The following is a 25,082-nucleotide window of genomic DNA, read 5'->3' on the forward strand; positions in this document are numbered from 1 at the left end:
ATCGATTTTATTTCTCAAACTAAAGAAAGCACAATAGCGACATCGATTTTCAGGAGCGTTTATGAAATTTTTCCGCATTCTTGATCCATTCACCCTAACGTTAGTCACCGTCGTCCTGCTGGCCTCCTTTTTTCCTGCGCGCGGCGGATTTGTCCCCTTCTTTGAACATTTAACCACCGCCGCCATCGCGCTGCTGTTCTTTATGCACGGCGCCAAGCTCTCCCGTGAGGCGATCGTTGCCGGGGGCAGCCACTGGCGTCTGCATCTCTGGGTTATGTGCAGCACGTTTATCGTTTTTCCCGTGCTTGGCGTGCTGTTCGCCTGGTGGGCGCCCGTTAACGTCGATCCGGCGCTCTATACCGGGTTTATTTATCTCTGCATTCTTCCCGCCACCGTCCAGTCGGCCATTGCGTTTACCTCTCTGGCGGGCGGCAACGTGGCGGCTGCGGTATGCTCGGCTTCGGCCTCAAGCCTGCTGGGGATCTTCATTTCGCCACTGCTGGTCGGCCTGTTGATGAATCTGCACGGCGCGGGCGGGAGTCTGGAGCAGGTCGGCAAGATTATGCTGCAGCTGTTGCTGCCGTTTGTGCTGGGACATCTCTCGCGTCCATGGATTGGCAACTGGGTGGCAAAACATAAAAAGTGGATCTCGAAAACCGACCAGACCTCCATCCTGCTGGTGGTCTATTCGGCGTTCAGCGAGGCGGTGGTTAACGGTATCTGGCACAAAGTCGGCGTTGGTTCGCTGCTGTTTATCGTTATTGTCAGCATCGTGCTGCTGGCGATTGTCATTGCTATCAACGTGTTTGTGGCGCGCCGGTGCGGGTTCAATAAAGCGGATGAAATTACGATTGTCTTCTGCGGGTCGAAGAAGAGCCTGGCGAACGGCATTCCGATGGCCAATATTCTCTTCCCGACCTCAATTCTGGGAATAATGGTGCTGCCGCTGATGATCTTCCATCAGATTCAGCTTATGGTCTGTGCGGTGCTGGCGCGGCGCTATAAGCGCCAGGCCGAAGCGTTACAGGCGCAGGAGAAAAATCGCGCCTCCGAAGCCTAACGCGGACGCTTAAGGGGCTCGACCAGGCTGGTCAGCCCCTCCGTTTTAATCAATAGCGTTAATGCCATCAGCTCGCCAAGATGCCCGGCGGGAAATTGATCCTTACGGGCAAACCACAGCAAATACTCTTCCGGCACATCGATTAAGCGCCGCCCTTTGTATTTACCAAACGGCATTTCCGTATTGGCAATCTCAATAAGCTGCTCTTTATCCACGCGACTCTCCGAGCAGACGCAGCATTTCGTCTTCATCGATCACCGCAATCCCTAGCTCCTGCGCTTTGGCGAGCTTAGAGCCCGCCGCCTCCCCGGCGATAACCAGGTCGGTCTTCTTCGACACGCTGCCCGCCACCTTCGCGCCGAGCGCAACCAGCCGGGCTTTCGCATCATCACGGGAGAGCTGACTCAGGCTACCGGTCAGAACCACCGTTTTGCCGGCAAAGGGGCTATCGATCTCTTCCGCATTGACCACCACCGGCGCCGGCCAGCGGACGCCTTCTTTACGCAGCTGAGCAATCACTTCGCGATTGCTCTCTTCGGCAAAGAAATTACGCACGTGCGTGGCGACCACAATCCCGACATCGGGCACTTTTTGCAGATCGTCAATTGAAGCCTGCTCCAGCGCCTCAATGGTGCCAAAGTGGGCCGCTAAACCGGCTGCCGTCGCCTCACCCACTTCGCGGATCCCCAGCGCGTAAAGGAAACGGGCAAAGGTGGTCTCTTTTGACTTCTCCAGCGCATCCACCACGTTTTGCGCTGATTTTGGCCCCATGCGATCGAGCCCGGTAAGCTTACCCGGCGTCAGTTGAAAGAGATCGGCAGGCGTATGCACGTACTCTTTTTCAACCAGCTGATCGATAATTTTATCGCCCATTCCCTCCACGTCCAGGGCGCGACGGGAGACAAAATGCTTGAGCGCTTCTTTACGCTGGGCGCCGCAGATCAGACCGCCGGTACAGCGGGTCACCACTTCGCCTTCTACGCGTTCAACGTCGGAATGACATACCGGGCAATGGGTGGGAAACACGATTTCACGCGTCTCCTCCGGGCGTTCTGAGAGAACGACGTTCACGACCTGAGGGATAACATCACCGGCGCGGCGAATAACCACCTTATCGCCGATGCGCAGCCCCAGACGCTCGATTTCATCAGCATTATGCAGCGTCGCGTTGCTGACCAGGACGCCGGCGACCTGTACCGGCTCCAGACGCGCTACCGGCGTGATGGCGCCGGTACGCCCGACCTGAAACTCGACATCGCGCACGAAAGTCATCTGCTCCTGGGCCGGAAACTTAAACGCCACCGCCCAGCGCGGCGCGCGGGCCACGAAGCCAAGCTGTTCCTGAAGCGCAAGCGAATCCACTTTGATAACCACACCGTCAATATCAAACCCCAGATTCGGCCGATCTTCTTCAACCTTGCGATAGTAAGTAAGCACTTCCTCTGGAGAATGGCAGAGCTTTACGCGCTCGCTGACCGGCAGCCCCCAGAACTTAAACTGCTGCAAGCGCGCTGAGTGGCTTCGCGGCAGCTCGCCGCCTTCCAGCACGCCCACGCCGTAGCAAAAGAAAGTGAGTGGACGCTTCGCGGTAATCCGCGGATCGAGCTGGCGTAAAGAACCTGCAGCGGCGTTTCGCGGGTTAGCAAATACCTTCCCGCCGGTTCGCCGCGCCTCTTCATTGATTTTTTCGAACCCCGCCTGCGGCAGGAAAACCTCTCCACGAACCTCAAGCCGCTGCGGAATATTGTCGCCGCGAAGCTTCAGAGGGATAGCGCGAATGGTGCGTACGTTGGAGGTGATATCTTCACCGGTCGTTCCATCGCCGCGGGTCGCCGCCTGTACCAGCAAGCCGTTTTCATACAGGATACTGACCGCCAGGCCATCCAGCTTGAGCTCACAGCAGTAGGTCAGATCATCGGTATTTTTCAACCGATCCTGAACGCGCTTATTAAACGCAAGGAAGCTCTCTTCATCGAAAACGTTATCCAGCGACAGCATCGGCACTTCATGGCGAATCTGGCTGAATGCGGCTAGCGGTGCGGCGCCGACGCGCTGGGTAGGTGAATCGGGCGTAATCAATTCAGGATGTTGAGCTTCCAGTTCACGTAGTTCACGCATCAGCCGATCGTATTCAGCATCAGGAATTTCCGGCGTATCCATGACGTGGTACAGGTATTCATGATGGCGAAGCGTGGTTCGCAGTTCAGTCAGTTTTTGTTCGTTCGATTCCATATCACACCATCAATGATAAAAAACCCCCGACGGGCGGGGGTTCAGGATGAGTAGATGAAACGCAAGAAGATGAATCAGGCGTTAGCCTCTTTCACTTCACGAATACGGTCTTGATATTCGCGCAGTTTTTGCGGCGTCATCATCCGACGCTGATCGTCTAGCACTACGCCGCCGACTTCATCGGCAATGTACTGCGCGGACTGCAGCATCAGCTTAAAGTTTTGCAGTTCATCGCCAAAGGACGGAACCTGCATAAAGATAGTTACCCCAGGCGTCATCATATCCGCCATGCTGTCCGGATTGAAGGTGCCGGGCTTAACCATATTGGCCAGGCTGAAGAGCACCTGACCGCTGCCGTCAGGGCTGAGGTGGCGATGGAAGATATTCATATCGCCAAATTTGAAACCCGCCTGCTGGATGCTGTTGATTAACAGCTCGCCGTTAAGCTGCGAACCGTGGTGCGCGGCGACGTTCATCACGATGACCGTCTCCTTACGCTCTTTAGGCTGCGGCGCGGCCTGCTGCGGCTCAGGGGCCTGAGGTTCTGGCGTCGGCTGAAGCTCTGGAGCGATGGCGGGTTGTTGAACCGGCTGCTGCACATGCTGAACGGGTTGCTGTGGCTGCGGAGGCTGTACCGGCTGCATTACCGGCTGCTGAGGCGGCACGGCGTGATGCGGTTGCTGAACCGGGGCCTGCGGGCGAACAGGCTGTTGTTGCGGCGGCTGCGCTGCACGGACAGGCTCTTCCGGGCGCACAGGTGGCTGCTGCGCCTGACGCTCATAAGGAGGCTGATACTGGTGCTGCGGCTGACGAGGTGCTTCATGCTCCCCATGAACGCCATTCGGCGCATGACTGGCCCGATGAACCCGGACTTCACCAACGCCTTCAACATCGTCATTAAAGTCGTCGCTTTCCGACTCTTCATCGTCGCGTGACTTCATACGTTTCAGTGGGCGATCGCGAAACATCGAGGAGCGCTCTTTACGGCTGGTCCAAAAACCGTGCACCAGTAAAGCGATTATGGCGATCGCGCCAACAATGATTAATATCAGACGCAAATCCTGCATCATTATATTCTCTGTTGTTCTAACACCTTGCCACCACGGCAAACATTTACTCACTAAGAGTATTTGCCGATTACATCAAGTGCAAGTGCGTCTGGGGCTTTCACTACATAAAGATGAACTAAATCGTGCTTTTTGCTGTTTTTTCGAACATTTCCTAACTGGTTATTGTCTGCTAACCCGATAAAATAGCCCGGCATTCAGCCTGGATGTCAAAAAAGGAGCATTACCTGACTATGGTTTCATCATCCGTAACGACCCCGCGCAGTGGCGTCTACTACTTTTCGCAGGGTTGGAAGCTGATCGGGCTGCCGGGGATCCGTCGATACGTATTCCTCCCTTTGCTCGTCAACATTATTCTGATGGGCGGCGCATTCTGGTGGTTGTTCACGCGTCTGGGCAGTTGGATCCCCTCTTTGATGAGCCATGTTCCTGAATGGCTGCAATGGCTTAACTATCTGCTGTGGCCCATGGTGGTCATTTCTATACTGCTTGTCTTCGGCTACTTCTTCTCGACAATCGCCAACTGGATTGCCGCCCCCTTTAGCGGCCTGCTGGCCGAGCAGCTTGAAGCGCGCCTGACGGGCGCGACGCCGCCGGACGTCGGGATTTTCGGCATCATGAAAGATGTGCCGCGCATCATGAAGCGTGAGTGGCAGAAGTTCGCCTGGTATCTCCCGCGGGCCATCGTTCTGCTGATCCTTTACTTCATTCCCGGTATCGGCCAGACCATAGCTCCCGTGCTGTGGTTCCTGTTCAGCGCCTGGATGCTGGCGATTCAGTACTGCGATTATCCTTTTGATAACCATAAGGTGCCGTTTAAAACGATGCGCCAGGCGCTGCGCACGCGTAAAGTGACCAATATGCAGTTTGGCGCCTTAACCAGCCTGTTTACCATGATCCCGATACTGAACCTGGTGATACTGCCCGTCGCTATTTGCGGCGCGACGGCAATGTGGGTCGACTGCTACCGCGACAAACACGCGATGTGGAAGTAGCGCTATCGCTTTCGGAGCGGCTTATGCCGCTCCTTATTACTTCTGGCTTGTCATTATTTCTCTTCCGAATATAGATATGCTAAATCCTTACTTCCGCATATTCTTTAAGCGGGTATGCTGAAGCCGTACTCCCAAATTTCATACAGTTAAGGACGGGCCATGAGTAAGATTTTTGAAGACAACTCCCTGACTATCGGCCATACGCCGCTGGTACGACTGAACCGCATCGGTAACGGGCGCATCCTGGCAAAGGTAGAATCTCGTAACCCGAGCTTTAGCGTAAAATGCCGTATCGGTGCCAATATGATTTGGGATGCCGAAAAACGCGGCGTGCTGAAACCCGGCGTTGAGCTGGTGGAACCGACCAGCGGTAATACCGGTATCGCTCTGGCCTACGTGGCTGCGGCGCGCGGTTATAAACTGACGCTGACGATGCCGGAGACCATGAGCATCGAACGCCGCAAGCTGCTGAAGGCCCTGGGCGCCAATCTGGTGCTGACCGAAGGCGCTAAAGGCATGAAAGGCGCCATCCAGAAAGCCGAAGAGATTGTCGCCAGCAATCCGGAGAAATTCCTGCTGCTGCAGCAGTTCAGCAACCCGGCCAACCCGGAAATTCATGAAAAAACCACCGGCCCGGAAATCTGGGAAGATACCGATGGTCAGGTTGACGTCTTCATCTCCGGCGTCGGTACTGGCGGTACGCTGACCGGCGTGAGCCGCTATATCAAAGGCACCAAGGGTAAAAAAGATCTGATTACCGTTGCCGTTGAACCCACCGATTCCCCGGTTATCGCCCAGGCGCTGGCAGGCGTTGAGCTGAAGCCCGGCCCGCATAAAATTCAGGGTATTGGCGCAGGCTTTATCCCAGGCAACCTGGATTTGAAGCTGGTGGATAAAGTGGTTGCGATCACCAACGAAGAAGCCATTTCCACCGCGCGCCGCCTGATGGAAGAGGAAGGCATTCTGGCCGGGATCTCTTCTGGCGCCGCCGTTGCCGCTGCGCTGAAGCTGCAGCAGGATGAATCCTTTACCAATAAGAATATTGTGGTTATCCTACCTTCTTCAGGTGAGCGCTATTTAAGCACCGCATTGTTTGCCGATCTTTTCACTGAGAAAGAACTGCAACAGTAATGCCAGCTTGTTAATATCGTGTAAAAAAGCACCTTTTCAGGTGCTTTTTTGTGGCGCACATCAAACTTTTACCCCTCCTGGCATTGATTCACTTCGTTGGGTCTGGTATTTAACCAGCACATTTATTTCGATGCGCGAAATTATTCCGATTTGGATTTCCATAAGCTGAATCGATTTTATGATTTGGTTCAAGTCTTCCTTTAGCGGCATAATGTTTAATGACGTGGTAGACGTTAACGGCCTGAAGGTTTCCACAGCGATTCGCTGCTGCTGGTGCCGGAGCCGGATACGTGATGCCGGCGCTAACGATACAGGCTAAAGTTTGGCCGTTAGGCTAAACTTTAGGTCCACAACACTAAACCTATAAGTTGGGGAAATATAATGTTCCAGCAAGAAGTTACTATTACCGCTCCGAACGGTCTGCACACCCGCCCTGCTGCTCAGTTTGTTAAAGAAGCAAAAGGCTTCACTTCTGAGATCACTGTAACCTCCAACGGCAAAAGCGCCAGCGCCAAAAGCCTGTTCAAACTGCAGACTCTGGGCCTGACCCAGGGCACCGTTGTGACTCTCTCTGCCGAAGGCGAAGATGAGCAGAAAGCAGTTGAGCATCTGGTTAAACTGATGGCTGAACTCGAGTAAGTTCACGGGTTCTTTTTAATATCAGTCACAAGTAAGGTAGGGTTATGATTTCAGGCATTTTAGCATCCCCGGGTATCGCTTTCGGCAAAGCTCTTCTGCTGAAAGAAGACGAAATTGTCATCGACCGGAAGAAAATTTCTGCCGATAAGGTTGATCAGGAAGTTGAACGTTTTCTGAACGGCCGCACCAAGGCCTCCGCCCAGCTGGAGGTCATCAAAACCAAAGCTGGTGAAACTTTCGGTGAAGAAAAAGAAGCCATCTTCGAAGGGCACATCATGCTGCTGGAAGATGAGGAGCTTGAGCAGGAAATCATAGCCCTGATTAAAGATAAGCATATGACTGCCGATGCGGCAGCCAATGAAGTTATCGAAGGTCAGGCTACTGCCCTGGAAGAACTGGATGACGAATACCTGAAAGAGCGTGCGGCTGACGTACGCGACATCGGTAAGCGCCTGCTGCGCAACATCCTCGGTCTGGCCATCATCGATCTGAGCGCGATTCAGGATGAAGTTATTCTGGTTGCCGCTGACCTCACTCCGTCTGAAACCGCGCAGCTGAACCTGAACAAGGTGCTGGGTTTCATTACCGACGCGGGCGGTCGTACTTCCCACACCTCCATCATGGCGCGTTCCCTTGAACTGCCGGCCATCGTGGGCACCGGCAGCGTGACCAGCCAGGTGAAAAACGGCGACTATCTGGTTCTCGACGCGGTGAATAATCAGGTTCTGGTTAACCCGAGCGACCAACAAATCGAAGAACTGCGCAACCTGCAGGCTCAGGTCGCTGAAGAAAAAGCGGAACTGGCTAAGCTGAAAGACCTGCCGGCCATCACGCTGGACGGCCATCAGGTTGAAGTCTGCGCCAACATCGGTACCGTACGCGACGTTGAAGGTGCCGAGCGTAACGGTGCAGAAGGCGTTGGCTTATATCGTACAGAATTCCTGTTCATGGACCGCGACTCGCTGCCAACTGAAGAAGAACAGTTCGCCGCTTACAAAGCCGTTGCCGAAGCGTGCGGCTCGCAGGCGGTTATCGTTCGCACCATGGACATCGGCGGCGACAAAGAGCTGCCGTACATGAACTTCCCGAAAGAAGAGAACCCGTTCCTCGGCTGGCGCGCGGTGCGCATCGCCATGGATCGCAAAGAGATTCTGCGTGACCAGGTTCGTGCAATCCTGCGTGCTTCCGCTTTCGGTAAACTGCGCATCATGTTCCCGATGATCATCTCTGTTGAAGAAGTGCGTGCACTGAAAAAAGAGATCGAAATCTACAAACAGGAACTGCGCGACGAAGGTAAAGCTTTTGATGAGTCCATTGAGATTGGCGTGATGGTGGAAACCCCAGCCGCTGCGACAATTGCTCGTCACTTAGCCAAAGAAGTTGATTTCTTTAGTATCGGTACTAATGATTTAACGCAGTATACTCTGGCAGTTGACCGTGGTAATGATATGATTTCACATCTTTACCAGCCAATGTCCCCGTCCGTGCTGACGCTGATTAAGCAAGTTATTGATGCTTCTCATGCTGAAGGCAAATGGACTGGCATGTGCGGTGAGCTTGCGGGCGATGAACGTGCTACACTTCTGTTGCTGGGTATGGGTCTGGACGAGTTCTCTATGAGCGCCATTTCCATCCCGCGCATCAAGAAGATTATCCGTAACACGAACTTCGAAGATGCGAAAGTATTAGCAGAGCAGGCTCTTGCTCAACCGACAACGGACGAGTTAATGACGCTGGTTAACAAGTTCATTGAAGAAAAAACAATCTGCTAATTCACGAGATGCGCGGCCCAAATTACTGCTTAGGAGAAGATCATGGGTTTGTTCGATAAATTGAAATCTCTGGTTTCTGATGACAAAAAAGACACCGGAACTATTGAGATTGTTGCCCCGCTCTCTGGCGAGATCGTCAACATTGAAGACGTGCCGGATGTAGTTTTCGCGGAAAAAATTGTGGGTGATGGCATTGCTATCAAACCTACTGGCAACAAAATGGTTGCGCCGGTAGATGGTACCATCGGTAAAATTTTTGAAACCAACCATGCTTTTTCAATCGAATCTGATAGCGGCATCGAGCTGTTCGTTCACTTCGGTATTGATACCGTTGAACTGAAAGGCGAAGGCTTCAAACGTATCGCTGAAGAAGGCCAGCGTGTGAAAGTCGGCGACCCGGTTATCGAATTCGATCTGCCGCTGCTGGAAGAGAAAGCCAAGTCTACCCTGACTCCGGTTGTTATCTCCAACATGGACGAGATCAAAGAGCTGATCAAACTGTCCGGTAGCGTAACCGTGGGTGAAACGCCGGTTATCCGCATCAAGAAGTAATTCTTGCCGCAGAAGAATGGCGCCTCTCAGGGCGCCATTTTTTTATCTCGCCGCTTTAAACGGCCGATAGCACTTCTCCCGCGAAAGTATTTTCATCCCCTCAGGGCCGCTTTCCAGAATCCGCTTCTCGCTGTCAGAAACCTGTAAATCACACTGATATCCGCCCACGGCGCCAAATAGCGACCCCACTTCGCAAACATCTTCCAGCGCTTCGCTGCCGGTCGTCTCAAAATGACCGACGACTCTTCCCTGCTGGCGCACCACTAAGCGATAGCTCTTCATACTCCCTCCCCTCGCGGCGGCAGAATGAGCTCATCGCAGCCCTGTTCCTCGGTCCATGTCATGACCGCCAGCACCCGCTGCGCGGCGGCTTTAGCGGCATCGCCCAGCGGTATCCCGCAAACCAGGCCGCTCGCCAGTTCGGCGCAAAAAAGGTCGCCCGTTCCCTTAAGGTCGGTTTCTACACGCGGATGTTCGATCACCTCGACCGACTCTGCGCTAACCACCAGCACGTTGATCGTGGCGCTATCCGCTCCCGGCGCGCTGGTAATAACCACCCATTGCAGTGAATCAGAGAGCAGACTACGGGCGGCAATAATCGCCTCCTGCTGATGATGACAAGGCAGGCCGCTTAGCGTCTCCAGCTCAAACAGATTGGGCGTGATCCCCTGAGCCAGCGGGAGCAAATGCGTACGATAGGCTTCAGGGATCTCGGCCTTGACGTAGATACCGCTATCCACATCGCCAATGACGGGATCAACGAGAATACACAGTTCAGGACGCTGCTCGCGAATGCGCTGCAGCCATTGCGCCAGACGCTTAATCTGCACGGCGCTGCCCATATAGCCGGTCGTTACCGCCCGCAGCTCGCGGAGCGCGTCACGCTCCTCCAGCGCCTTTAAATAACCGGCAAACCACTCTTCCGGGATCACCCCGCCGTAGTAGGTATCGTAATGCGGCGTATTGCTAAACAGCACCGTCGGCACCGCCATCACCCGCAGGCCGTGCTGCTTTATCGCCGGTATCGCAATACTGTTGCCTACGCTGCCGTAAACCACCTGCGACTGCACGGCCACAATATCGACCTGCAGCGCACGGCTTTTATCGCTAAAGAGCACCGATTGTATTTCATCTTGCTGATCCATCCTTTCTCCTCCCGCTGGACAGCGAGTCAGACTCTGATTATCATTCGTCCTATGCTAAAATTCATTTTGTCATAGGTCAATAATGATCGTTGGAAAAACTGCCAGTGAGATCTTCGATAATATCCGCCATCTGGTACAAAGCGGCGCGCTCAAGCCTGGCGATATTTTGCCGCCGGTCCGCGAGCTGGCGGGCAAGCTGGCGGTTAACCGCAATACCGTCGCTGCCGCCTATAAGCGCCTGGTAACCTCCGGTCTGGCCGTCAGTCAGGGGCGTAATGGCACCGCCATTAAAACGCATAATACTCTTCCCGCCCTTGAAGGGGGCGATCCCTCTTCCCCGCTGAAGGATATTTCCAGCGGCAATCCCGATCCCGCTCGCCTGGCGAACCTCAAGCACTCCCTCGGCGCGATTGCTTTAGCGCCACGTCTGTACGGCGATGCGGCGGTTGAGCCCCGGCTGGCCGCGTGGGCCAGTCGCTGGGTTAACCCGGATCTGGAGATGGACGCCGAGATTAACCTCGCCAGCGGCGCCGTCGATGCGCTTGAGCGCCTGCTATGCGCCCTGTTGCTGCCCGGCGATAGCGTGGCCATTGAAGATCCCTGCTTTCTCAGCAGCATCAATATGCTGCGCTATGCCGGTTTTCACCCTTCGCCGGTGCCGGTCGACGGGGAAGGCATGCAGCCTGAGCCCCTTGAAGAGGCGCTGCGCAACGGCGCCCGGGCGGTCATTATCACCCCGCGCGCGCACAATCCGACCGGCTGTAGCCTCAGCGAATCCCGCGCCCGGGCAATACGCGAAATACTGGCCCGCTATCCGCAGGTTCTGGTGATTGTTGACGATCATTTCGCGCTGCTCTCCGCCACGCCCTGGTACTCCCCTATCGCCGCGGAAAGCCAGCGTTGGGCGCTGGTACGCTCCCTGTCAAAAACCCTGGGGCCGGATATACGTCTGGCCATCGTCGCCAGCGACGCCGACACGTCGGCGGCGCTGCGCCTCAGGCTTAATTCCGGTAGCCAGTGGGTCAGCCATCTGTTGCAGGATCTGGTCATCGCCTGCCTTAACGACAACGCCTTTATGGCCTCTCTGGCGGAAACCCGGCGCCACTATCGTCAACAGCATGAAAAGCTGATTGCCGCCCTCGCCAGCCGCGGAATCACCCACCTGACGCCAGGAGACGGGCTTAATTTTTGGTTCCCGCTGGAGGAGCCGAGTCAGCCGGTGGCGCTTCGTCTGGCGCACGCCGGCTGGCTGGTTCGCGAAGGCGAAACGTTCGGTATCCGCGAACCAGCGCACGGGCTACGGCTGTCGCTTGCGACGCTAAGCGAGAATGAAATTAATAAGCTCGCCAATGACTTATACCAGATATTACAACAACAGTGACGGGAGTTAACGCTATGCAGATCCACTTTATCGTCCATGAAGTCTTTGAAGCGCCGGGAGCTTACCTGCGCTGGGCGCAGGCGCGCGGCTACGGTATCAGCTGGTCTCGGGTATATGCGGGAGATGCGCTCCCGGAAAACGCCAACGCCTTTGATATGCTGGTTGTGCTCGGCGGCCCGCAGTCGCCGCGCACCACATTAACTGAGTGCCCCTGGTTTGATAGCCACGCCGAGCAGCGTTTGATTGCGCAGGCCATTGCCGCAGGACGGATCGTGGTGGGGATTTGCCTCGGCTCGCAGCTTATCGGTGAAGCGCTGGGCGCGCCGGTCATGCAGAGCCCGGAAAAAGAGGTCGGCCACTATCCCATCACGCTCACCACCGCGGGCCTGCAGGATGACAAACTGGCCCATTTTGGCCCCTCGCTGGTCGTCGGCCACTGGCATAACGATATGCCGGGCCTGACGCCAGAGGCGGAAGTGATGGCCTCCAGCGAAGGCTGCCCGCGGCAAATTGTGAAATACAGCGACCGGGTCTATGGCTTCCAGTGCCACATGGAGTTTGACGCTGAGGTCATCGAGCTGCTTATCGCCCATTCACAGCAGGAGCTTAGCGCCGCCAGAGGCAGGCGTTTCATTCGTAGTGAACAGGAGATGCGCGCCTGGGATTATCGCGAAATGAATGAGAAGCTATGGGTGTTCCTTGATAAGCTGACGGCAAAGTAAGCAAAACGCTTTTATTCAAGCCCGACAATGCGAGAATCGCCACAAATGCACAATCCCAACCTACAGCTTAAAGCCGCCATCGAAGCCTGCGATCGCGCTATCTCCCAGGAAGATTACGCGACACTGATGGAGTATTACGCTGAAGACGCCGCGCTGGTCGTCAAACCAGGCATGGTGGCCAGAGGCAAAGAAAATATCCGCAACGCGTTTATCGCCATTGCCGACTATTTTCAGCACCGGCTGGTGGTGACGCAGGGAAAAATGGAGATCATCGAAGGCGGCGGCAATGCGCTGGTGATTATGGAAACCCGGCTGGATATCCCGACGGAAGCCGGGATAACACAGGTCACGCGGCGCGCAACCTATGTCTTTCGTCAGCAGGGCGAACGCTGGCTCTGCACCGTGGATAACTCCTACGGTACCGACCTGCTCGACGCGCCCGAGGTTTAAATTCCCGCGCCCTGGGTAAAATGCTCTTCGCCAAATACACCGGTAGAAAGGTAGCGATCGCCGCGATCGCAAACGATCGCCACCACTACCGCGCCGGGATTTTCGCGGGCAACGCGCAATGCGCCCACCACCGCGCCGCCGGAACTGACGCCGCAGAAAATCCCTTCCTTCACCGCCAGCATCCGCATGATGTTTTCGGCATCCTGTTGATGGATATCGAGCACCACGTCCACCAGCTGCGCGTTAAAAATGCCCGGCATATATTCGGCAGGCCAGCGGCGAATGCCGGGAATACTGCTCCCCTCTTCCGGCTGCAGTCCGACGATGCTCACCGCTTTATCCTGCTCGCGCAGAAAACGCGATACGCCGGTAATGGTGCCGGTGGTGCCCATGCTGGAGACAAAATGGGTGATCCGCCCGTCAGTCTGCCGCCAGATTTCCGGCCCGGTGGTGGTGTAGTGCGCGTACGGGTTATCAGGATTGTTGAACTGATCCAATAGCTTGCCTTCGCCGCGCTGGGCCATTGCTAACGCTAAGTCACGCGCGCCTTCCATTCCCTGCTCTTTCGTCACCAGAATCAGCTCCGCGCCGTAGGCGCGCATGGCGGCACGGCGCTCCTGGCTCATGTTGTCCGGCATCAGCAGCTTCATCTGATAGCCTTTAAGCGCGGCGATCATCGCCAGCGCAATGCCGGTGTTGCCGCTGGTCGCTTCAATCAGCACATCACCGGGCTTAATCTCTCCGCGCTTTTCAGCCTCGACAATCATCGACAGCGCCGCTCTGTCTTTCACCGAGCCCGCGGGATTGTTGCCTTCGAGTTTGACCCATATTTCGCTGCCGTTGTCCGGCCCCATGCGCTGCAGTTTGACCAGAGGAGTATTGCCGATGGTGTATTCGAGTGTATTCACGATTTCTACTCAATAAAAAAGCCGGGTGGCGCTTCGCTTACCCGGCCTACAAGACGCAGTGATTACTGTAGGCCCGATAGGCGAAGCGCCACCGGGCGATAAACTACGCAATAAGCTATCAGGCCGATTCAGCCAGAGCAAGCTCCTCGCGCGGCTCAATACGTTCATTGCCGTTGTACAGACGCGCGTTCTGCAGGCCAACAAACAGGCGTTCCCCGCGATGCGGCGCGTCTTCACCCTGATGCACCACGGTTAGCGGTTCGTCATACCACCCGAGAGGCTGCACAACTAATTGGGTGTAGTGGCCTTTCGGGCTCGCTTCCAGCACCTGTACCGGCAGCGGCGAATCCAGGCTGGTGCGACGGCTGATGTCCACTTCCCACGGACGCAGGAACAAATCGACCGGCCCCTGGTACGCCGGGGTATAGCCCAACGGCCAGCGATGCGCGCCGACGTGGAACTGACCGCCGCGAAGGGTTCCCTTCAGGCGGTTAACTTCGCCCATGAACTCCAGCACAAAACGCGTGGCCGGCTCGCGCCATACCCGATCGGGCGCATCGGCCTGTTCGATATTGCCCTGGCTCATGACCACCACGCGATCGGCCACTTCGGTCGCCTCTTCCTGATCGTGCGTAACAAATACGCTGGTAAACTTCAGCTCTTCGTGCAGCTGACGCAGCCAGCGTCTCAGTTCTTTACGGACCTGGGCGTCCAGCGCGCCAAAAGGTTCATCCAGCAGCAGAATCTGCGGTTCAACCGCCAGCGCGCGCGCTAACGCGACGCGCTGCTTCTGCCCGCCGGAAAGCTGGGCCGGATAGCGATCCGCCAGATGCGCCAGCTGGACCATCTCCAGCAGCTTGGTGACTTTTGCCTTGATGCCGGCAGCATTCGGTCGTTCACGACGCGGCAGTACCGTCAGGCCGAAGGCGATATTGTCGAACACCGTCATATGGCGAAACAGCGCGTAGTGCTGGAACACGAAGCCGACTTTACGGTCACGCGCATGCACGCGGCTGACGTCGGTACCGTGAAAACGGATATGGCCGCTGGACTGATTTTCCAGCCCGGCGATGATACGCAGCAGCGTGGTTTTCCCGGAGCCTGACGGCCCCAGCAGCGCGACCATCTGTCCGGAGGGGATATCCAGCGAGATATCATTCAGCACCTGCGTGCGACCAAAAGACTTCTTAATATTGGCAATCTCAATGCTCATGATTTCCCTCCAGTTGCGCGCGTTTTTCCTGATTGGCCAAACGCCATTGCACCATACTCTTCAAAAACAGGGTCAAAATAGCCATTAACGTCAGCAGTGCGGCGGCGGTAAACGAACCGACGGAATTGTAATCCTGCTCCAGTAGTTCAATTTGTAGCGGCAGCGATAAGGTTTCGCCGCGGATTGAGCCGGAAACCACCGACACGGCGCCGAATTCACCGATCGCGCGGGCGTTAGTCAGCACCACGCCGTAGAGCAGCGCCCAGCGAATATTGGGCAGCGTAACCCGGCGGAACATCTGCCAGCCCGACGCGCCGAGCAGAATCGCCGCCTCATCTTCATTGCTGCCCTGGCTCATCATCACCGGCACCAGTTCGCGGACCACAAACGGACAGGTCACAAAAATGGTCGCCAGGACCATGCCCGGCCAGGCAAACATAATCTGCAGGTTATGCTCATCGAGCCAGCCGCCCAGCGGACCGTTAGAACCGTAAAACAGCAAATAAACCAGGCCCGCCACCACCGGCGAGACGGCAAACGGTATATCCAACAGCGTCAGCAGCAGCTGACGGCCTGGAAAGGTAAAGCGCGTCACCAGCCACGCCAGCAGCGTACCGAAAACCAGGTTTACCGGTACGGTAATCAAGGCAATCATGACCGTTAGCCAAATGGCGTGCAGCATGTCCGGGTCTGCAAGGTTTTGCAGTACCGGCATCAGGCCTTTGCTAAAGGCCTGCACGAAGATATAGACCATCGGCACAATCAGGATGAAGGCAGAAACCAGCACCCCAACACCTATCAGAAACCATTTTCCCCAGTTAATGCGGGGAGCGTCATAACGCTTCAATTGAGCAACGATCGCCATTAATGACCTACCACGCGTCGACCAAAGCGACTTTGCAGAGTGTTAATCGAGTACAGCAGCAGCAGCGAGGCCGCGAGGATCACCGAAGCAATCGCGCTCGCCGCCGGGTAATCAAACTCCTGCAAACGGATAAAAATCATCAGCGAGGTCACTTCCGTTTTCCACGCAATGTTGCCGGCGATAAAAATCACCGCGCCAAACTCACCGAGGCTGCGGGTAAAGGACAGCGCAACGCCCGCCATCAGCGCCGGGGAGAGCTCCGGCAGCACCACCTTGCGAAAGCTCTGCCAGCGCGTGGCGCCCAGGGTTTCCGCCGCTTCTTCATATTCCGGGCCCAACTCTTCCAGCACCGGCTGCACGGTACGCACCACAAACGGGATGCTGGTAAAGGCCATCGCCACCGCGATACCGAGCCACGTATAGGTGACTTTAATATCAAATTTCGCCAGCCACTCGCCGTACAGCCCGTTCACGGAGAAGAGCGACGCGAGGGTTAAGCCGGCAACGGCCGTCGGCAGCGCAAACGGCAAATCCATCAGAGCATCCAGCAGCGTGCGGCCCGGGAAGCGGTAGCGGGTTAAGATCCACGCCATCAGCAGGCCGAAGACGCCGTTAAAAATCGACGCCACAAACGCCGAGAGTAGCGTCACTTTATAGGCCGCCACCACCTGCGGGTTGGTGACCACATCCCAGTACTGCGCCCAGCTCATCTGGGCAAGCTGCATCACCAGCGCGCTGAGCGGCAACAACAGGATCAGGCAGACGAACAGCAGGCTGGTCCCGAGGCTTAAGGTAAAGCCCGGCAGCACGCGTTTAGTCGATACTGCAAACATTACTTACGCCCCGCCGCCAGCAGTTTGTCCAGCTCGCCGCCGCTGGTAAAGTGGGTTTTCATCACTTCCGGCCAGGAACCAAATTTATCTTCCACGCGGAACAGATCGGTCTGCGGGAATTTATCTTTCAGTTTGTTCATCACGTCCGGGTTATTCACGCGATAGGAGTAATCGGTGATGATGGTCTGCGCCTGCGGGCTATAGAGCCAGTTCAGGTAGGCTTTCGCCGCTTTCTCTGTTCCGTTGGCCTGCACGTTTTTATCCACCCAGGCGACCGGGAATTCCGCGAGGATATTGGTTTTAGGAATGACTACCTCAAAGCCCTGATCTTCGTACTGTTTCCGAATGTTATTTACTTCAGATTCAAAGCTAATCAGCACATCGCCAAGCCCACGCTCGGCAAAGGTGGTGGTTGCGCCGCGCCCGCCGGTATCAAACACTTCGACGTTTTTCAGAAACTGGGTCATAAACTGCTCGGTTTTCGCTTTATCACCGCCGTCAGCTTTGTCCGCCGCGCCCCACGCCGCCAGGTAGGTGTAACGGGCATTGCCGGAGGTTTTCGGGTTCGGGAAAATGAGCTTCACATCGGAACGCACTAAATCATTCCAGTCGTGGATATTTTTCGGGTTACCTTTACGCACCAGGAATCCCATCGTCGAGTAAAACGGCGAGCTGTTATTCGGCAGACGGCTTTGCCAGTCCGCCGGGATCAGTTTGCCTTTGTCGTGCAGAATCTGGACGTCGGTCACCTGATTGTAGGTCACCACGTCGGCCTTAAGCCCCTGCAGAATCGCCAGCGCCTGTTTTGATGACCCGGCATGAGATTGTTTAATCGTCAGCTTATCGCCGCCGTTATCTTTCGCCCACTGCTGTTCAAACTGCGGGTTAAGGGCGGCAAACAGCTCGCGGGAAACATCGTAAGAACTGTTCAGCAGTTCCGTCGCCTGCGCCTGCGCGACCAGCAGCACAGAAGCAGCCAGCGCCAGATATCCTTTTGTTAATGATTTAACGGCCATTGCGCACCCTTATCAATATGATGATTTTCTGCTGATCATCATATTTATAACGGCTATGAAAGGAGTAACGGTTTTATATACCGTTTGGCGATTTGGAAGTCGAAAAGAGAATAAGGAAATGGCAAAGCTTATCTGAATCACTCATCCAGAACCGGAAACCGTTCGACGCTTGCCTGCCGCGCCGAACGGTTTCCTCCCCTTGTGGGGAGAGGGGAAATCTTACAGCGCCAGCAGTCTATCCAGCGAAGGCGCGAAGTAGTATCCGCCGGTCACCGGTTTGGTAAAACGCAGCATCGCATCGCGCTTACCGTCGGTATCGCCGAACATGCTCAGCAGCTGCTGCTCAATGTTGTACAGACGGGCGCAGTAGGCGCAAAAGTAGAGGCCGTGGGTACCGCTGGCGGTGCCGTACGGCAGGCTCTGACGGACAATCTTCAGCCCTTTTCCCTCTTCTTTCAGATCCACGCGGCTCAGGTGAGAGGTGTCCGGACGATCGTCGCCGTCAATCTCTTCGTTGGCTTCTTTGGTGCGGCCAATCATCATCTCCTGGTCAGGAACGCTCATGCGATTAAGCTGCTTGAGGTTGTGCTCCCAGCGCTGCACGAATACGTAGCTGCCGCCCGCATCGACGCCATCCTGAATCACCGCCACTTCACGGCGCGTCTCTTCGCCGGCCGGGTTTTCAGTACCGTCGACAAAGCCGCTCAGATCGCGCTCTTCAATCCAGCGAAAACCATGAATCTCTTCTTTAACATCAACTACTGCGCCAAAAGCGGACATAGCCGCCTGCGCCACAGAGAAGTTCAGTTCATGCTGCGCGGAGAGAATGTGGATCAGCACATCGTACTGGGTCGACGGCGCCAGACCTTTGCCGTAGGCCGGAAAGTCTTTTAGCTCTTCGGCCCCAACGCCGCCGCTCAGCTGACGCCAGACGTTATGGCCAAAAGCCACCACCGCCCCCAGCTTCGCTTGCGGGTATTTCGCCTGAAAGGTGGCTAACTTATCGGCAAACACTTTGCTGGCTTCACGCAGGGCGTCAACATCGCCTTTGACATTTGCTTCAATCCAAATCGCCGCACGGCAATGTTCCGGCAAAATGCCGCTCTGAACCTGAGACATCGCTCCTCCTGAAAAATAGGACAGCCACAACGCTGTGGCTTTTTTAAGGCGCTATTGTACCCGCTTTTTCAGGACCTCGAATCACTTCAGATCAAATTAGCGGCGCCAGATAATCTTACTCACTTTCCAGTTCTTCAGCGTGTCGTCGGAAGGCATTAACTCTTCAGGACCGTTCCAGTTGCCGGTAAAAGCATAGCTAATATGCTGGCTGCCCTCGGCCTTGCATTCCACCACGGCACCGTTGTCGTTGCTGCCTTTTTGGCAGTTGCCAAACGCCTTGCTGTAGATATCGCTGAACGGGGTACCGATTTTCACGCCGCTGGCGGCTTTGATATTGCTATCGCGCACGTCGATGCGGCTGATAGTCCCGCTCTCGCCGTTGATGGTCAGCGCGACCTTGTCATCTTTTAACGCTTCGAAATAGCGCACAATATTACCGTTAGCCGTTTTCATGCCGCTGCGCAGGCGGTAGCTGCTGCCGAGCGCATCGCCGAGCGCCTGTTCGCTCAGCGGCGTTGACGCCGTCAGGTTGCCTACGCCCTGTTCGGTCACTTCCGTGGAGGAGCCAAACCAGTTCCACGGATAGGCCGCCGACCAGTTCACCGAGCTCATCGTCGAGCAGCCGGTTAAAGCCAGCGGTAGTGCGCAGAGAAGTAAACGTAGCGATTTCATGACTGAGTGTCCTTTCTGATTTATTCAACGCATGTTGGAGTGCGCGATCGGCAAAAAGTGCCGTTAAACCTGTTCTTCGCGAAAACAGGCCTTCAGCCGACGGCTGCTCAACAGCCACCAGAGCGCGTAAAGATCCGCCGCCAGCAGGCCGATGGTCACCGCCGAGGGCGATTCGCCGCTCATCCACAGCAGCGGTTGCCAGACCAACAGCAATAGCTGGGAAAGCGCCAGCAGCCAGCGCATCAGGGGCCAGAGCCGGGGAAAGCGCTGACGATGCCCGCTAATGATAAACGCCAGCACCGCCGGGATGCCGGGAAGCAACCCCAGCCAAAAATTATCGTGGTCCGGATAAAACAGATTCAGCAGCGCGTCGCCCTGCTGGCGCGACGCGCCGGCCATCAGAAATAGCACCCACGTCCGCGCCTGAAGCAGCAGCACGCACCAAAAAAGAAACGGTAAACGCAGGCGGCCGTGGGTATCAAAATCGGCGGGGATAAACTCAGTATTCTTCATCTTCAATTAGGCGCTTGCCGAGGCACAGCACGTCTGAATGCTCATAGCCAAGGCGTTCGTACATTCCCTGCACCACATCATTATCTTCGCGTACCATAATGTTTATTTTCGGGCAGCCGCGGGCAATCAGCTTTTTCTCCAGCCGATTAAGCAGCGCGTTAGCAATACCGCGTCCGCGATATTCAGGATGCACCCCCAGATAATAAGCAGACCCGCGATGACCGTCATAACCGCCCATCACCGTGCCGACCACTTCCCCGTTAACCTCGGCGACCAGGAACAGGCTGGCATCGTGATTCAGCTTACGTTCAATATCCATTTCCGGATCGTTCCATGGGCGCAGGAGATCGCAACGCTCCCACAGGGTAATGACCTCTTCGAAATCTTGCTGGCGAAAAACGCGTATCTCCATGGTATTCCCCACCATTGACGGTTAAAAACAGAGATTATGGCGCGATTGTGCCCGATAGCCAATATCAGGCGCAATGAGCCGCAAAAAATGGCATAATATGACTTTGTCATGTATTGAAATGAAAAGTAAAACAATTCTTATTTTGAATGGTCGTATCAGAAAACACGATACGATATAACATTGGTTACCACTTGTTTGCAATTCAGGCCGAATGAGCACTTTTAAACCTTTAAAAATACTTGCTTCGCGCCGCCAGGTGCTGAAAGCCGGGCTGGCAGCAATCACGCTTTCAGGGATCGCCTCACAGGCCAGCGCGAAAGAACAACAGCCATTGAAGACATCCAATGGGCACAGCAAACCCGCAGCGAAGAAAAAAGGCGCCAAACGCGTCGTGATGCTCGACCCGGGCCATGGCGGTATTGACACCGGTGCTATCGGCCATAACGGTTCAAAAGAGAAGCACGTGGTGCTGGCGATCGCCAAAAACGTACGCAGCATCCTGCGCAGCAACGGTATCGATGCGCGCCTGACGCGCAGCGGCGACACCTTTATTCCGCTCTATGACCGCGTGGAGATCGCCCACCAGCACGGCGCCGATCTCTTTATGTCAATTCACGCTGACGGCTTCACCAACCCGAGCGCGGCCGGCGCCTCCGTTTTCGCCCTTTCCAACCGCGGCGCCAGTAGCGCCATGGCAAAATATCTCTCGGATCGAGAAAACCGGGCGGATGAAGTGGCCGGCAAGAAAACGACGGATAAAGACCATCTATTGCAGCAAGTGCTGTTCGACCTGGTACAAACTGATACCATCAAAAACAGCCTGACGCTCGGCTCGCATATCCTGAAAAAGATTAAGCCGGTGCATAAGCTGCACAGCCGCAATACCGAGCAGGCGGCGTTCGTGGTGCTGAAATCGCCGTCGATTCCGTCGGTGCTGGTGGAGACATCGTTTATTACCAATCCGAACGAAGAAAAACTGCTCGGCACCACCGCGTTCCGGCAAAAAATCGCCACGGCGATTGCCAACGGCATTATCAGCTATTTCCACTGGTTCGATAACCAGAAAGCCCACTCGAAGAGACGTTAATGAGACCCGATGCGCACCAGGTAAAAGCCTTCCTTCTTCAGCTCCAGGATGCTATCTGCCAACAGCTCAGCGCTGTTGACGGCGACGAATTCATCGAAGATAGCTGGCAGCGGGAAGGCGGCGGCGGCGGGCGCAGCCGGGTGCTGCGCGATGGCGGGATCTTTGAGCAGGCTGGCGTGAATTTTTCGCACGTGCACGGCGATGCGATGCCGGCTTCCGCTACCGCTCACCGTCCTGAGCTGGCTGGCCGCAGCTTTGAAGCGATGGGCGTATCGCTGGTCGTGCATCCGCGCAGCCCCTATATCCCCACCAGCCATGCCAACGTGCGTTTCTTTATCGCGGAAAAACCGGGCGCCGATCCAGTATGGTGGTTCGGCGGCGGCTTCGATTTAACCCCCTACTACGGCTTTGAAGAAGATGCCGTTCACTGGCATCGTACCGCCCGCGATCTGTGCCAGCCCTTTGGCGAAGACGTTTATCCGCGTTATAAAAAGTGGTGCGATGACTACTTCTTTCTCAAACACCGTAACGAGCAGCGCGGCATCGGCGGACTGTTTTTCGATGATTTGAATGCCCCCAGCTTCGACCATTGCTTCAACTTTATGCAGGCGGTGGGTAACGGCTATACCGAGGCGTATTTGCCGATTGTCGAGCGACGCAGGGAAATAGCCTGGGGTGAACGCGAGCGGGATTTTCAGCTCTACCGTCGCGGGCGCTACGTGGAGTTTAACCTGGTATGGGATCGCGGCACCCTGTTCGGCCTGCAAACCGGCGGCCGCACCGAATCCATCCTGATGTCGATGCCGCCGCTGGTACGCTGGGAATATAACTACCAGCCGGCAGCGGATAGCCCGGAAGCGGCGCTAGGCGAGTTCATTCAGGTGCGCGACTGGGTATAAAATTGCCTGATGGCGCGGTTCATAGGCCGGATAAGGGGTTTACGCCGCCATCCGGCGCTGTTTTTCCCGATGGCGCTACGCTTATCAGGCCTACGATAACGGCACGAAACGCCATCCGGTAAATCAATCGCCATCACGCCCACTGCCGCATCCGCTGATGCAGCGTCAGCGACGGTTTCTCGGCGAACAGCTGCTGATAATCGGTGGCGAACTGGCCCAAATGCCAGAATCCCCACTGCATTGCGGCATCCTTAACCGTGGCGCTCTGCGACCACGGGCTGATCAGCTCCCGGCGCACCGCGTTTAACCGTATACGCTTCAGCCACGCGTTCGGCCCTATTCCGAGAATCGCGTGAAACGCGTTTTGCAGCGTGCGGCGGCTAACGTACAGCTGATTACACAGGTCGAGAACGGTCAGCGGCTCCGACATATTCTCCAGTACATACTCCCGCGCCCGGGACAGCAGCCGCCGGTAGCTCTGATGGCTGATGCTCTCGGCGGTGACGATCGGTTGGGCCTCCTCCAGCATCGCCCCCATCGCCAGCAGCAGATTATCGCCCAACACTTTGCGCACCGCGGGCTGATGCAGGTTTTCCGGATTCTCGCTGAACGTCGCCAGCGCCTGCTGCACGAAGCCCCACAGCGCCGCTTTATGCTGCTCTTTAACTTCCAACGCCGACTGATTACGCAGCATATGCAGCACTCTTTCCGGGTGATGCAGGAAGCCCGCGTGGCGGGTAATCACGTCCTCTGAAATGACCACCCCAAGAATGGTGTAATCGTCCGGCGTACTGAGTTCGAACTCCGTGCCGCCGGGCCGGGTAGCGATTTCGGCGCTGCCGAGGCACTGCGAGCCAATAAATCCCTGCTCGCCGCGGGTGGCCGGAATACCGAACCAGAACGAGTTAGGCCACACCAGGCAGGACTGGCGCAGCGCCAGACCGGTATATTCACGAAAGACCTGAATATCATCGAGCAGGATTTCAGTAAATTCACCGTGGAATTTCCCGGGATGAAGCTGATCGTAAATCTGCTGCCAGGCGGTAATCGTCAGGGCATGTTCATAGACATCGGTGGTTCGCCGCTGGTGAACGTTGTCCACCTCGACCATCGGCGTTAGCTTAACGTCTTCGGGTAATGCTTCATGATAAAGATGGTGCAGGTTGACCGGTGTTTTCTTTTTCATGATCTTTTAAACCGGGAGCGTTTTCACGCTCCCGGCACCTCCGACAGGTTAATTTTTTAAGCGATAGCGGCTACTGCGTTTACGCAACGCTCCGGTAGAAAACAGCTGCTCCAGCGCCTTCCTGGCTTCCTCAAGCGACCAGTCGAAATGCGCGGCCACTTCCCCGGCCGTCATTCCCTGACGCGCCGACGCCAGCAGCGTCAGTAAGGGCGCGGAGGATTCCGCTTCCTCGGACCGCTCAGGCGGCTCGGGCGCTTTCGGCGGCCGTTGAAAGCCGCCGATCAGCCACTGGGTATCCTCTTCCGGGCGACCGAGCTCCCGACGGCTAATAACGCGCCCCGTACGCTGCGCCGCAGCGCTGCCGGCATCCAACGCCGCCCGGCATGCCGCCAGGTCGCCTTCCACCACCAGCGTCAGCCTGCCGGGGTCGAGAACCTCATGGCTGAGCAGCCGCACGTTGGCCGCCTTCAGCATCGCATCCGCCGCGTCAACGGCGGCGACCATACCGTCCACTTCCAGTAATCCCAGGGCGTTGATCATCGCTTCCCCCTTACGCGCGCTGGATTGGATGACGGGCAATATCCAGAACGGCATCGGTAAAGGCATTGCAGGCGGCTTTACAGGCGGCCTGGCTACCCGTCAAAAACGCGGCGGAATAGTTGGTTTCCGACGGCGGCGGCACGTAGGTCACCAGTTGAACGTCGGCCGATTTCATTGCCGCATCGATGCCGAAGGTCGCCTCCAGCGGCGGCGCCACCAGGTAAGCGATCGGATCGCCCAGCGCGATACCGGAGGTAGACGAGAGATAAGAGCCGGTTCGCGACACCACGTGCGCCAGAAACGCCGTATCTTCGGCATCGTTGGCCCACTGGAACGCGGCCCCATTTTCGATATGCGCCACCATCGCATCCAGACCGGCGCGAACTTCCGCCGGGTTCGGGCCGCCCAGCATAATCAGCACTTCACCTGCGGTTGGCGAAGGACCGTGAGCCGCGCCGGCGTAGAGCGAGCGGCCATATACCACTTCGACCATCGCCTGTTTTGTCGCTTCGTCAGCGGCAATATAAGTCACATCATCTGAATCCGCCGTGATGAGTCCGAGGCTACGTATATGCGGCGGTAATTTTAGCTCGCGGGCAAAGCCGTCATTCACTGAAGCAATCACGCGCATGGCCGTCACCGAAGGGCGAATTAAATCTAATGCAGGCATGAT

28 protein-coding genes are annotated in these 25,082 nt (G+C 56.1%); 11 read left to right on the forward strand and 17 right to left on the reverse strand.

Translation table 11 applies throughout. The features are described 5' to 3' along the window. The first annotated feature begins 61 nt into the window (after positions 1-61). Positions 62-1,060 (forward strand): bile acid:sodium symporter family protein, encoded by a 999-nt coding sequence (locus KOSB73_RS22280; protein ID WP_004870798.1) that lies wholly within the window; start codon positions 62-64, stop codon positions 1,058-1,060. On the opposite strand, the gene KOSB73_RS22285 is transcribed toward KOSB73_RS22280, so the two are convergent. The 3 genes from KOSB73_RS22285 to zipA form a co-directional block, all read right to left on the reverse strand. Then, positions 1,057-1,275, reverse strand: coding sequence for a DUF3820 family protein (locus KOSB73_RS22285; RefSeq protein ID WP_004870796.1), 219 nt, complete (start codon positions 1,273-1,275; stop codon positions 1,057-1,059). The genes KOSB73_RS22280 and KOSB73_RS22285 overlap by 4 nt on opposite strands. Continuing rightward, positions 1,268-3,292, reverse strand: a complete 2,025-nt coding sequence (ligA, locus tag KOSB73_RS22290) for an NAD-dependent DNA ligase LigA (protein ID WP_049099598.1) — start codon at positions 3,290-3,292, stop codon at positions 1,268-1,270. Before ligA ends, KOSB73_RS22285 begins: the two co-directional genes overlap by 8 nt. A 74-nt stretch (positions 3,293-3,366) precedes the next feature. Next, positions 3,367-4,362, reverse strand: a complete 996-nt coding sequence (zipA, locus tag KOSB73_RS22295; protein ID WP_004870793.1) for a cell division protein ZipA — start codon at positions 4,360-4,362, stop codon at positions 3,367-3,369. 230 nt (positions 4,363-4,592) lie between these two features. Here zipA and cysZ point away from each other — a divergent pair, with 230 nt between their 5' ends. From cysZ to crr, 5 genes are all read left to right on the forward strand, one after another. After that, complete coding sequence (gene cysZ / locus KOSB73_RS22300) at positions 4,593-5,354, forward strand: sulfate transporter CysZ (protein WP_004870791.1); 762 nt, start codon at positions 4,593-4,595, stop codon at positions 5,352-5,354. 159 nt (positions 5,355-5,513) lie between these two features. Further along, positions 5,514-6,485 (forward strand): cysteine synthase A, encoded by a 972-nt coding sequence (cysK, locus tag KOSB73_RS22305; RefSeq protein ID WP_004870789.1) that lies wholly within the window; start codon positions 5,514-5,516, stop codon positions 6,483-6,485. Positions 6,486-6,866: 381 nt separating this feature from the next. Continuing rightward, a complete protein-coding gene (gene ptsH, locus KOSB73_RS22310) occupies positions 6,867-7,124 on the forward strand; it encodes a phosphocarrier protein Hpr (RefSeq protein ID WP_002913505.1) in 258 nt (85 codons plus the stop codon). Between the two features lie 44 nt (positions 7,125-7,168). Further along, a complete protein-coding gene (gene ptsI / locus KOSB73_RS22315; protein WP_004870786.1) occupies positions 7,169-8,896 on the forward strand; it encodes a phosphoenolpyruvate-protein phosphotransferase PtsI in 1,728 nt (575 codons plus the stop codon). Between the two features lie 42 nt (positions 8,897-8,938). After that, positions 8,939-9,448 (forward strand): PTS glucose transporter subunit IIA, encoded by a 510-nt coding sequence (gene crr, locus KOSB73_RS22320; protein WP_000522253.1) that lies wholly within the window; start codon positions 8,939-8,941, stop codon positions 9,446-9,448. A gap of 42 nt (positions 9,449-9,490) precedes the next feature. Here crr and KOSB73_RS22325 read toward each other — a convergent pair whose 3' ends face one another. Both KOSB73_RS22325 and pdxK read right to left on the reverse strand, forming a co-directional pair. Beyond that, positions 9,491-9,730 carry a hypothetical protein gene (locus KOSB73_RS22325; RefSeq protein WP_004104337.1) on the reverse strand — a complete coding sequence of 80 codons (240 nt, stop codon included), beginning with the start codon at positions 9,728-9,730 and terminating at the stop codon, positions 9,491-9,493. Continuing rightward, entirely contained in the window at positions 9,727-10,593 is an 867-nt protein-coding gene (pdxK, locus tag KOSB73_RS22330; protein WP_004870781.1) for a pyridoxine/pyridoxal/pyridoxamine kinase, read from the reverse strand. The genes KOSB73_RS22325 and pdxK overlap by 4 nt, the downstream gene beginning before the upstream one ends. An 82-nt stretch (positions 10,594-10,675) precedes the next feature. Here pdxK and ptsJ point away from each other — a divergent pair, with 82 nt between their 5' ends. Genes ptsJ through KOSB73_RS22345 form a run of 3 tightly spaced genes read left to right on the forward strand, consistent with a single transcriptional unit; the run spans position 10,676 to position 13,146 of the window. Next, complete coding sequence (ptsJ, locus tag KOSB73_RS22335) at positions 10,676-11,974, forward strand: MocR-like B6 salvage transcription factor PtsJ (protein ID WP_049085971.1); 1,299 nt, start codon at positions 10,676-10,678, stop codon at positions 11,972-11,974. 14 nt (positions 11,975-11,988) lie between these two features. Next, a complete protein-coding gene (locus tag KOSB73_RS22340) occupies positions 11,989-12,696 on the forward strand; it encodes a type 1 glutamine amidotransferase (RefSeq protein ID WP_004870773.1) in 708 nt (235 codons plus the stop codon). Positions 12,697-12,741: 45 nt separating this feature from the next. Further along, positions 12,742-13,146: a YybH family protein gene (locus KOSB73_RS22345; protein ID WP_098141005.1), complete on the forward strand. Its 405-nt coding sequence runs from the start codon at positions 12,742-12,744 to the stop codon at positions 13,144-13,146. Here the strand turns inward: KOSB73_RS22345 and cysM are convergent. The 9 genes from cysM to KOSB73_RS22390 form a co-directional block, all read right to left on the reverse strand. After that, positions 13,143-14,054, reverse strand: a complete 912-nt coding sequence (gene cysM / locus KOSB73_RS22350) for a cysteine synthase CysM (RefSeq protein WP_098141006.1) — start codon at positions 14,052-14,054, stop codon at positions 13,143-13,145. The two genes, KOSB73_RS22345 and cysM, sit on opposite strands and share 4 nt — an antisense overlap. Before the next feature lie 118 nt (positions 14,055-14,172). Continuing rightward, positions 14,173-15,267: a sulfate/thiosulfate ABC transporter ATP-binding protein CysA gene (cysA, locus tag KOSB73_RS22355; protein ID WP_004123374.1), complete on the reverse strand. Its 1,095-nt coding sequence runs from the start codon at positions 15,265-15,267 to the stop codon at positions 14,173-14,175. Further along, positions 15,257-16,132 carry a sulfate/thiosulfate ABC transporter permease CysW gene (gene cysW, locus KOSB73_RS22360; protein ID WP_004870763.1) on the reverse strand — a complete coding sequence of 292 codons (876 nt, stop codon included), beginning with the start codon at positions 16,130-16,132 and terminating at the stop codon, positions 15,257-15,259. The genes cysA and cysW overlap by 11 nt, the downstream gene beginning before the upstream one ends. Continuing rightward, complete coding sequence (gene cysT / locus KOSB73_RS22365; protein WP_004123378.1) at positions 16,132-16,965, reverse strand: sulfate/thiosulfate ABC transporter permease CysT; 834 nt, start codon at positions 16,963-16,965, stop codon at positions 16,132-16,134. The genes cysW and cysT overlap by 1 nt, the downstream gene beginning before the upstream one ends. Beyond that, positions 16,965-17,981, reverse strand: a complete 1,017-nt coding sequence (gene cysP, locus KOSB73_RS22370) for a thiosulfate/sulfate ABC transporter substrate-binding protein CysP (RefSeq protein ID WP_004870758.1) — start codon at positions 17,979-17,981, stop codon at positions 16,965-16,967. The genes cysT and cysP overlap by 1 nt, the downstream gene beginning before the upstream one ends. A gap of 219 nt (positions 17,982-18,200) precedes the next feature. After that, entirely contained in the window at positions 18,201-19,100 is a 900-nt protein-coding gene (locus KOSB73_RS22375) for a Dyp-type peroxidase (RefSeq protein WP_049088209.1), read from the reverse strand. A gap of 96 nt (positions 19,101-19,196) precedes the next feature. Continuing rightward, positions 19,197-19,772, reverse strand: coding sequence for an RpoE-regulated lipoprotein (locus tag KOSB73_RS22380; RefSeq protein WP_098141007.1), 576 nt, complete (start codon positions 19,770-19,772; stop codon positions 19,197-19,199). 63 nt (positions 19,773-19,835) lie between these two features. Next, on the reverse strand, positions 19,836-20,285 hold the full coding sequence (locus KOSB73_RS22385; protein ID WP_004870752.1) for a DUF2919 domain-containing protein: 450 nt from the start codon (positions 20,283-20,285) through the stop codon (positions 19,836-19,838). Further along, positions 20,272-20,697: a GNAT family acetyltransferase gene (locus KOSB73_RS22390; RefSeq protein ID WP_004853033.1), complete on the reverse strand. Its 426-nt coding sequence runs from the start codon at positions 20,695-20,697 to the stop codon at positions 20,272-20,274. The genes KOSB73_RS22385 and KOSB73_RS22390 overlap by 14 nt, the downstream gene beginning before the upstream one ends. Before the next feature lie 211 nt (positions 20,698-20,908). On the opposite strand from KOSB73_RS22390, the gene amiA reads away from it, so the two are divergent. Together amiA and hemF are read left to right on the forward strand one after the other, a co-directional pair. Beyond that, positions 20,909-21,784, forward strand: a complete 876-nt coding sequence (gene amiA / locus KOSB73_RS22400) for an N-acetylmuramoyl-L-alanine amidase AmiA (RefSeq protein ID WP_004870750.1) — start codon at positions 20,909-20,911, stop codon at positions 21,782-21,784. Next, positions 21,784-22,683: an oxygen-dependent coproporphyrinogen oxidase gene (gene hemF, locus KOSB73_RS22405; RefSeq protein WP_098141008.1), complete on the forward strand. Its 900-nt coding sequence runs from the start codon at positions 21,784-21,786 to the stop codon at positions 22,681-22,683. Before amiA ends, hemF begins: the two co-directional genes overlap by 1 nt. Before the next feature lie 133 nt (positions 22,684-22,816). Here hemF and eutR read toward each other — a convergent pair whose 3' ends face one another. Genes eutR through eutL form a run of 3 tightly spaced genes read right to left on the reverse strand, consistent with a single transcriptional unit; the run spans position 22,817 to position 25,079 of the window. After that, complete coding sequence (gene eutR / locus KOSB73_RS22410; protein WP_004870747.1) at positions 22,817-23,869, reverse strand: HTH-type transcriptional regulator EutR; 1,053 nt, start codon at positions 23,867-23,869, stop codon at positions 22,817-22,819. A gap of 48 nt (positions 23,870-23,917) precedes the next feature. Beyond that, positions 23,918-24,409: an ethanolamine utilization microcompartment protein EutK gene (gene eutK / locus KOSB73_RS22415; protein ID WP_064343083.1), complete on the reverse strand. Its 492-nt coding sequence runs from the start codon at positions 24,407-24,409 to the stop codon at positions 23,918-23,920. Between the two features lie 10 nt (positions 24,410-24,419). Continuing rightward, complete coding sequence (eutL, locus tag KOSB73_RS22420; protein ID WP_004123400.1) at positions 24,420-25,079, reverse strand: ethanolamine utilization microcompartment protein EutL; 660 nt, start codon at positions 25,077-25,079, stop codon at positions 24,420-24,422. Positions 25,080-25,082 lie beyond the last annotated feature (3 nt).

Source organism: Klebsiella grimontii, assembly GCF_900200035.1.
GTDB lineage: Bacteria > Pseudomonadota > Gammaproteobacteria > Enterobacterales > Enterobacteriaceae > Klebsiella > Klebsiella grimontii.

Coding starts and splice junctions, on each gene's coding strand:
- KOSB73_RS22280 (WP_004870798.1), top strand. CDS start 62: ATGAAATTTTTCCGCATTCTTGATCCATTCACCCTAACGTTAGTCACC.
- ligA (WP_049099598.1), bottom strand. CDS start 3,292: ATGGAATCGAACGAACAAAAACTGACTGAACTGCGAACCACGCTTCGC.
- zipA (WP_004870793.1), bottom strand. CDS start 4,362: ATGATGCAGGATTTGCGTCTGATATTAATCATTGTTGGCGCGATCGCC.
- cysZ (WP_004870791.1), top strand. CDS start 4,593: ATGGTTTCATCATCCGTAACGACCCCGCGCAGTGGCGTCTACTACTTT.
- cysK (WP_004870789.1), top strand. CDS start 5,514: ATGAGTAAGATTTTTGAAGACAACTCCCTGACTATCGGCCATACGCCG.
- ptsH (WP_002913505.1), top strand. CDS start 6,867: ATGTTCCAGCAAGAAGTTACTATTACCGCTCCGAACGGTCTGCACACC.
- ptsI (WP_004870786.1), top strand. CDS start 7,169: ATGATTTCAGGCATTTTAGCATCCCCGGGTATCGCTTTCGGCAAAGCT.
- crr (WP_000522253.1), top strand. CDS start 8,939: ATGGGTTTGTTCGATAAATTGAAATCTCTGGTTTCTGATGACAAAAAA.
- KOSB73_RS22325 (WP_004104337.1), bottom strand. CDS start 9,730: ATGAAGAGCTATCGCTTAGTGGTGCGCCAGCAGGGAAGAGTCGTCGGT.
- pdxK (WP_004870781.1), bottom strand. CDS start 10,593: ATGGATCAGCAAGATGAAATACAATCGGTGCTCTTTAGCGATAAAAGC.
- ptsJ (WP_049085971.1), top strand. CDS start 10,676: ATGATCGTTGGAAAAACTGCCAGTGAGATCTTCGATAATATCCGCCAT.
- KOSB73_RS22340 (WP_004870773.1), top strand. CDS start 11,989: ATGCAGATCCACTTTATCGTCCATGAAGTCTTTGAAGCGCCGGGAGCT.
- KOSB73_RS22345 (WP_098141005.1), top strand. CDS start 12,742: ATGCACAATCCCAACCTACAGCTTAAAGCCGCCATCGAAGCCTGCGAT.
- cysA (WP_004123374.1), bottom strand. CDS start 15,267: ATGAGCATTGAGATTGCCAATATTAAGAAGTCTTTTGGTCGCACGCAG.
- cysW (WP_004870763.1), bottom strand. CDS start 16,132: ATGGCGATCGTTGCTCAATTGAAGCGTTATGACGCTCCCCGCATTAAC.
- cysT (WP_004123378.1), bottom strand. CDS start 16,965: ATGTTTGCAGTATCGACTAAACGCGTGCTGCCGGGCTTTACCTTAAGC.
- cysP (WP_004870758.1), bottom strand. CDS start 17,981: ATGGCCGTTAAATCATTAACAAAAGGATATCTGGCGCTGGCTGCTTCT.
- KOSB73_RS22375 (WP_049088209.1), bottom strand. CDS start 19,100: ATGTCTCAGGTTCAGAGCGGCATTTTGCCGGAACATTGCCGTGCGGCG.
- KOSB73_RS22380 (WP_098141007.1), bottom strand. CDS start 19,772: ATGAAATCGCTACGTTTACTTCTCTGCGCACTACCGCTGGCTTTAACC.
- KOSB73_RS22385 (WP_004870752.1), bottom strand. CDS start 20,285: ATGAAGAATACTGAGTTTATCCCCGCCGATTTTGATACCCACGGCCGC.
- KOSB73_RS22390 (WP_004853033.1), bottom strand. CDS start 20,697: ATGGAGATACGCGTTTTTCGCCAGCAAGATTTCGAAGAGGTCATTACC.
- amiA (WP_004870750.1), top strand. CDS start 20,909: ATGAGCACTTTTAAACCTTTAAAAATACTTGCTTCGCGCCGCCAGGTG.
- hemF (WP_098141008.1), top strand. CDS start 21,784: ATGAGACCCGATGCGCACCAGGTAAAAGCCTTCCTTCTTCAGCTCCAG.
- eutR (WP_004870747.1), bottom strand. CDS start 23,869: ATGAAAAAGAAAACACCGGTCAACCTGCACCATCTTTATCATGAAGCA.
- eutK (WP_064343083.1), bottom strand. CDS start 24,409: ATGATCAACGCCCTGGGATTACTGGAAGTGGACGGTATGGTCGCCGCC.
- eutL (WP_004123400.1), bottom strand. CDS start 25,079: ATGCCTGCATTAGATTTAATTCGCCCTTCGGTGACGGCCATGCGCGTG.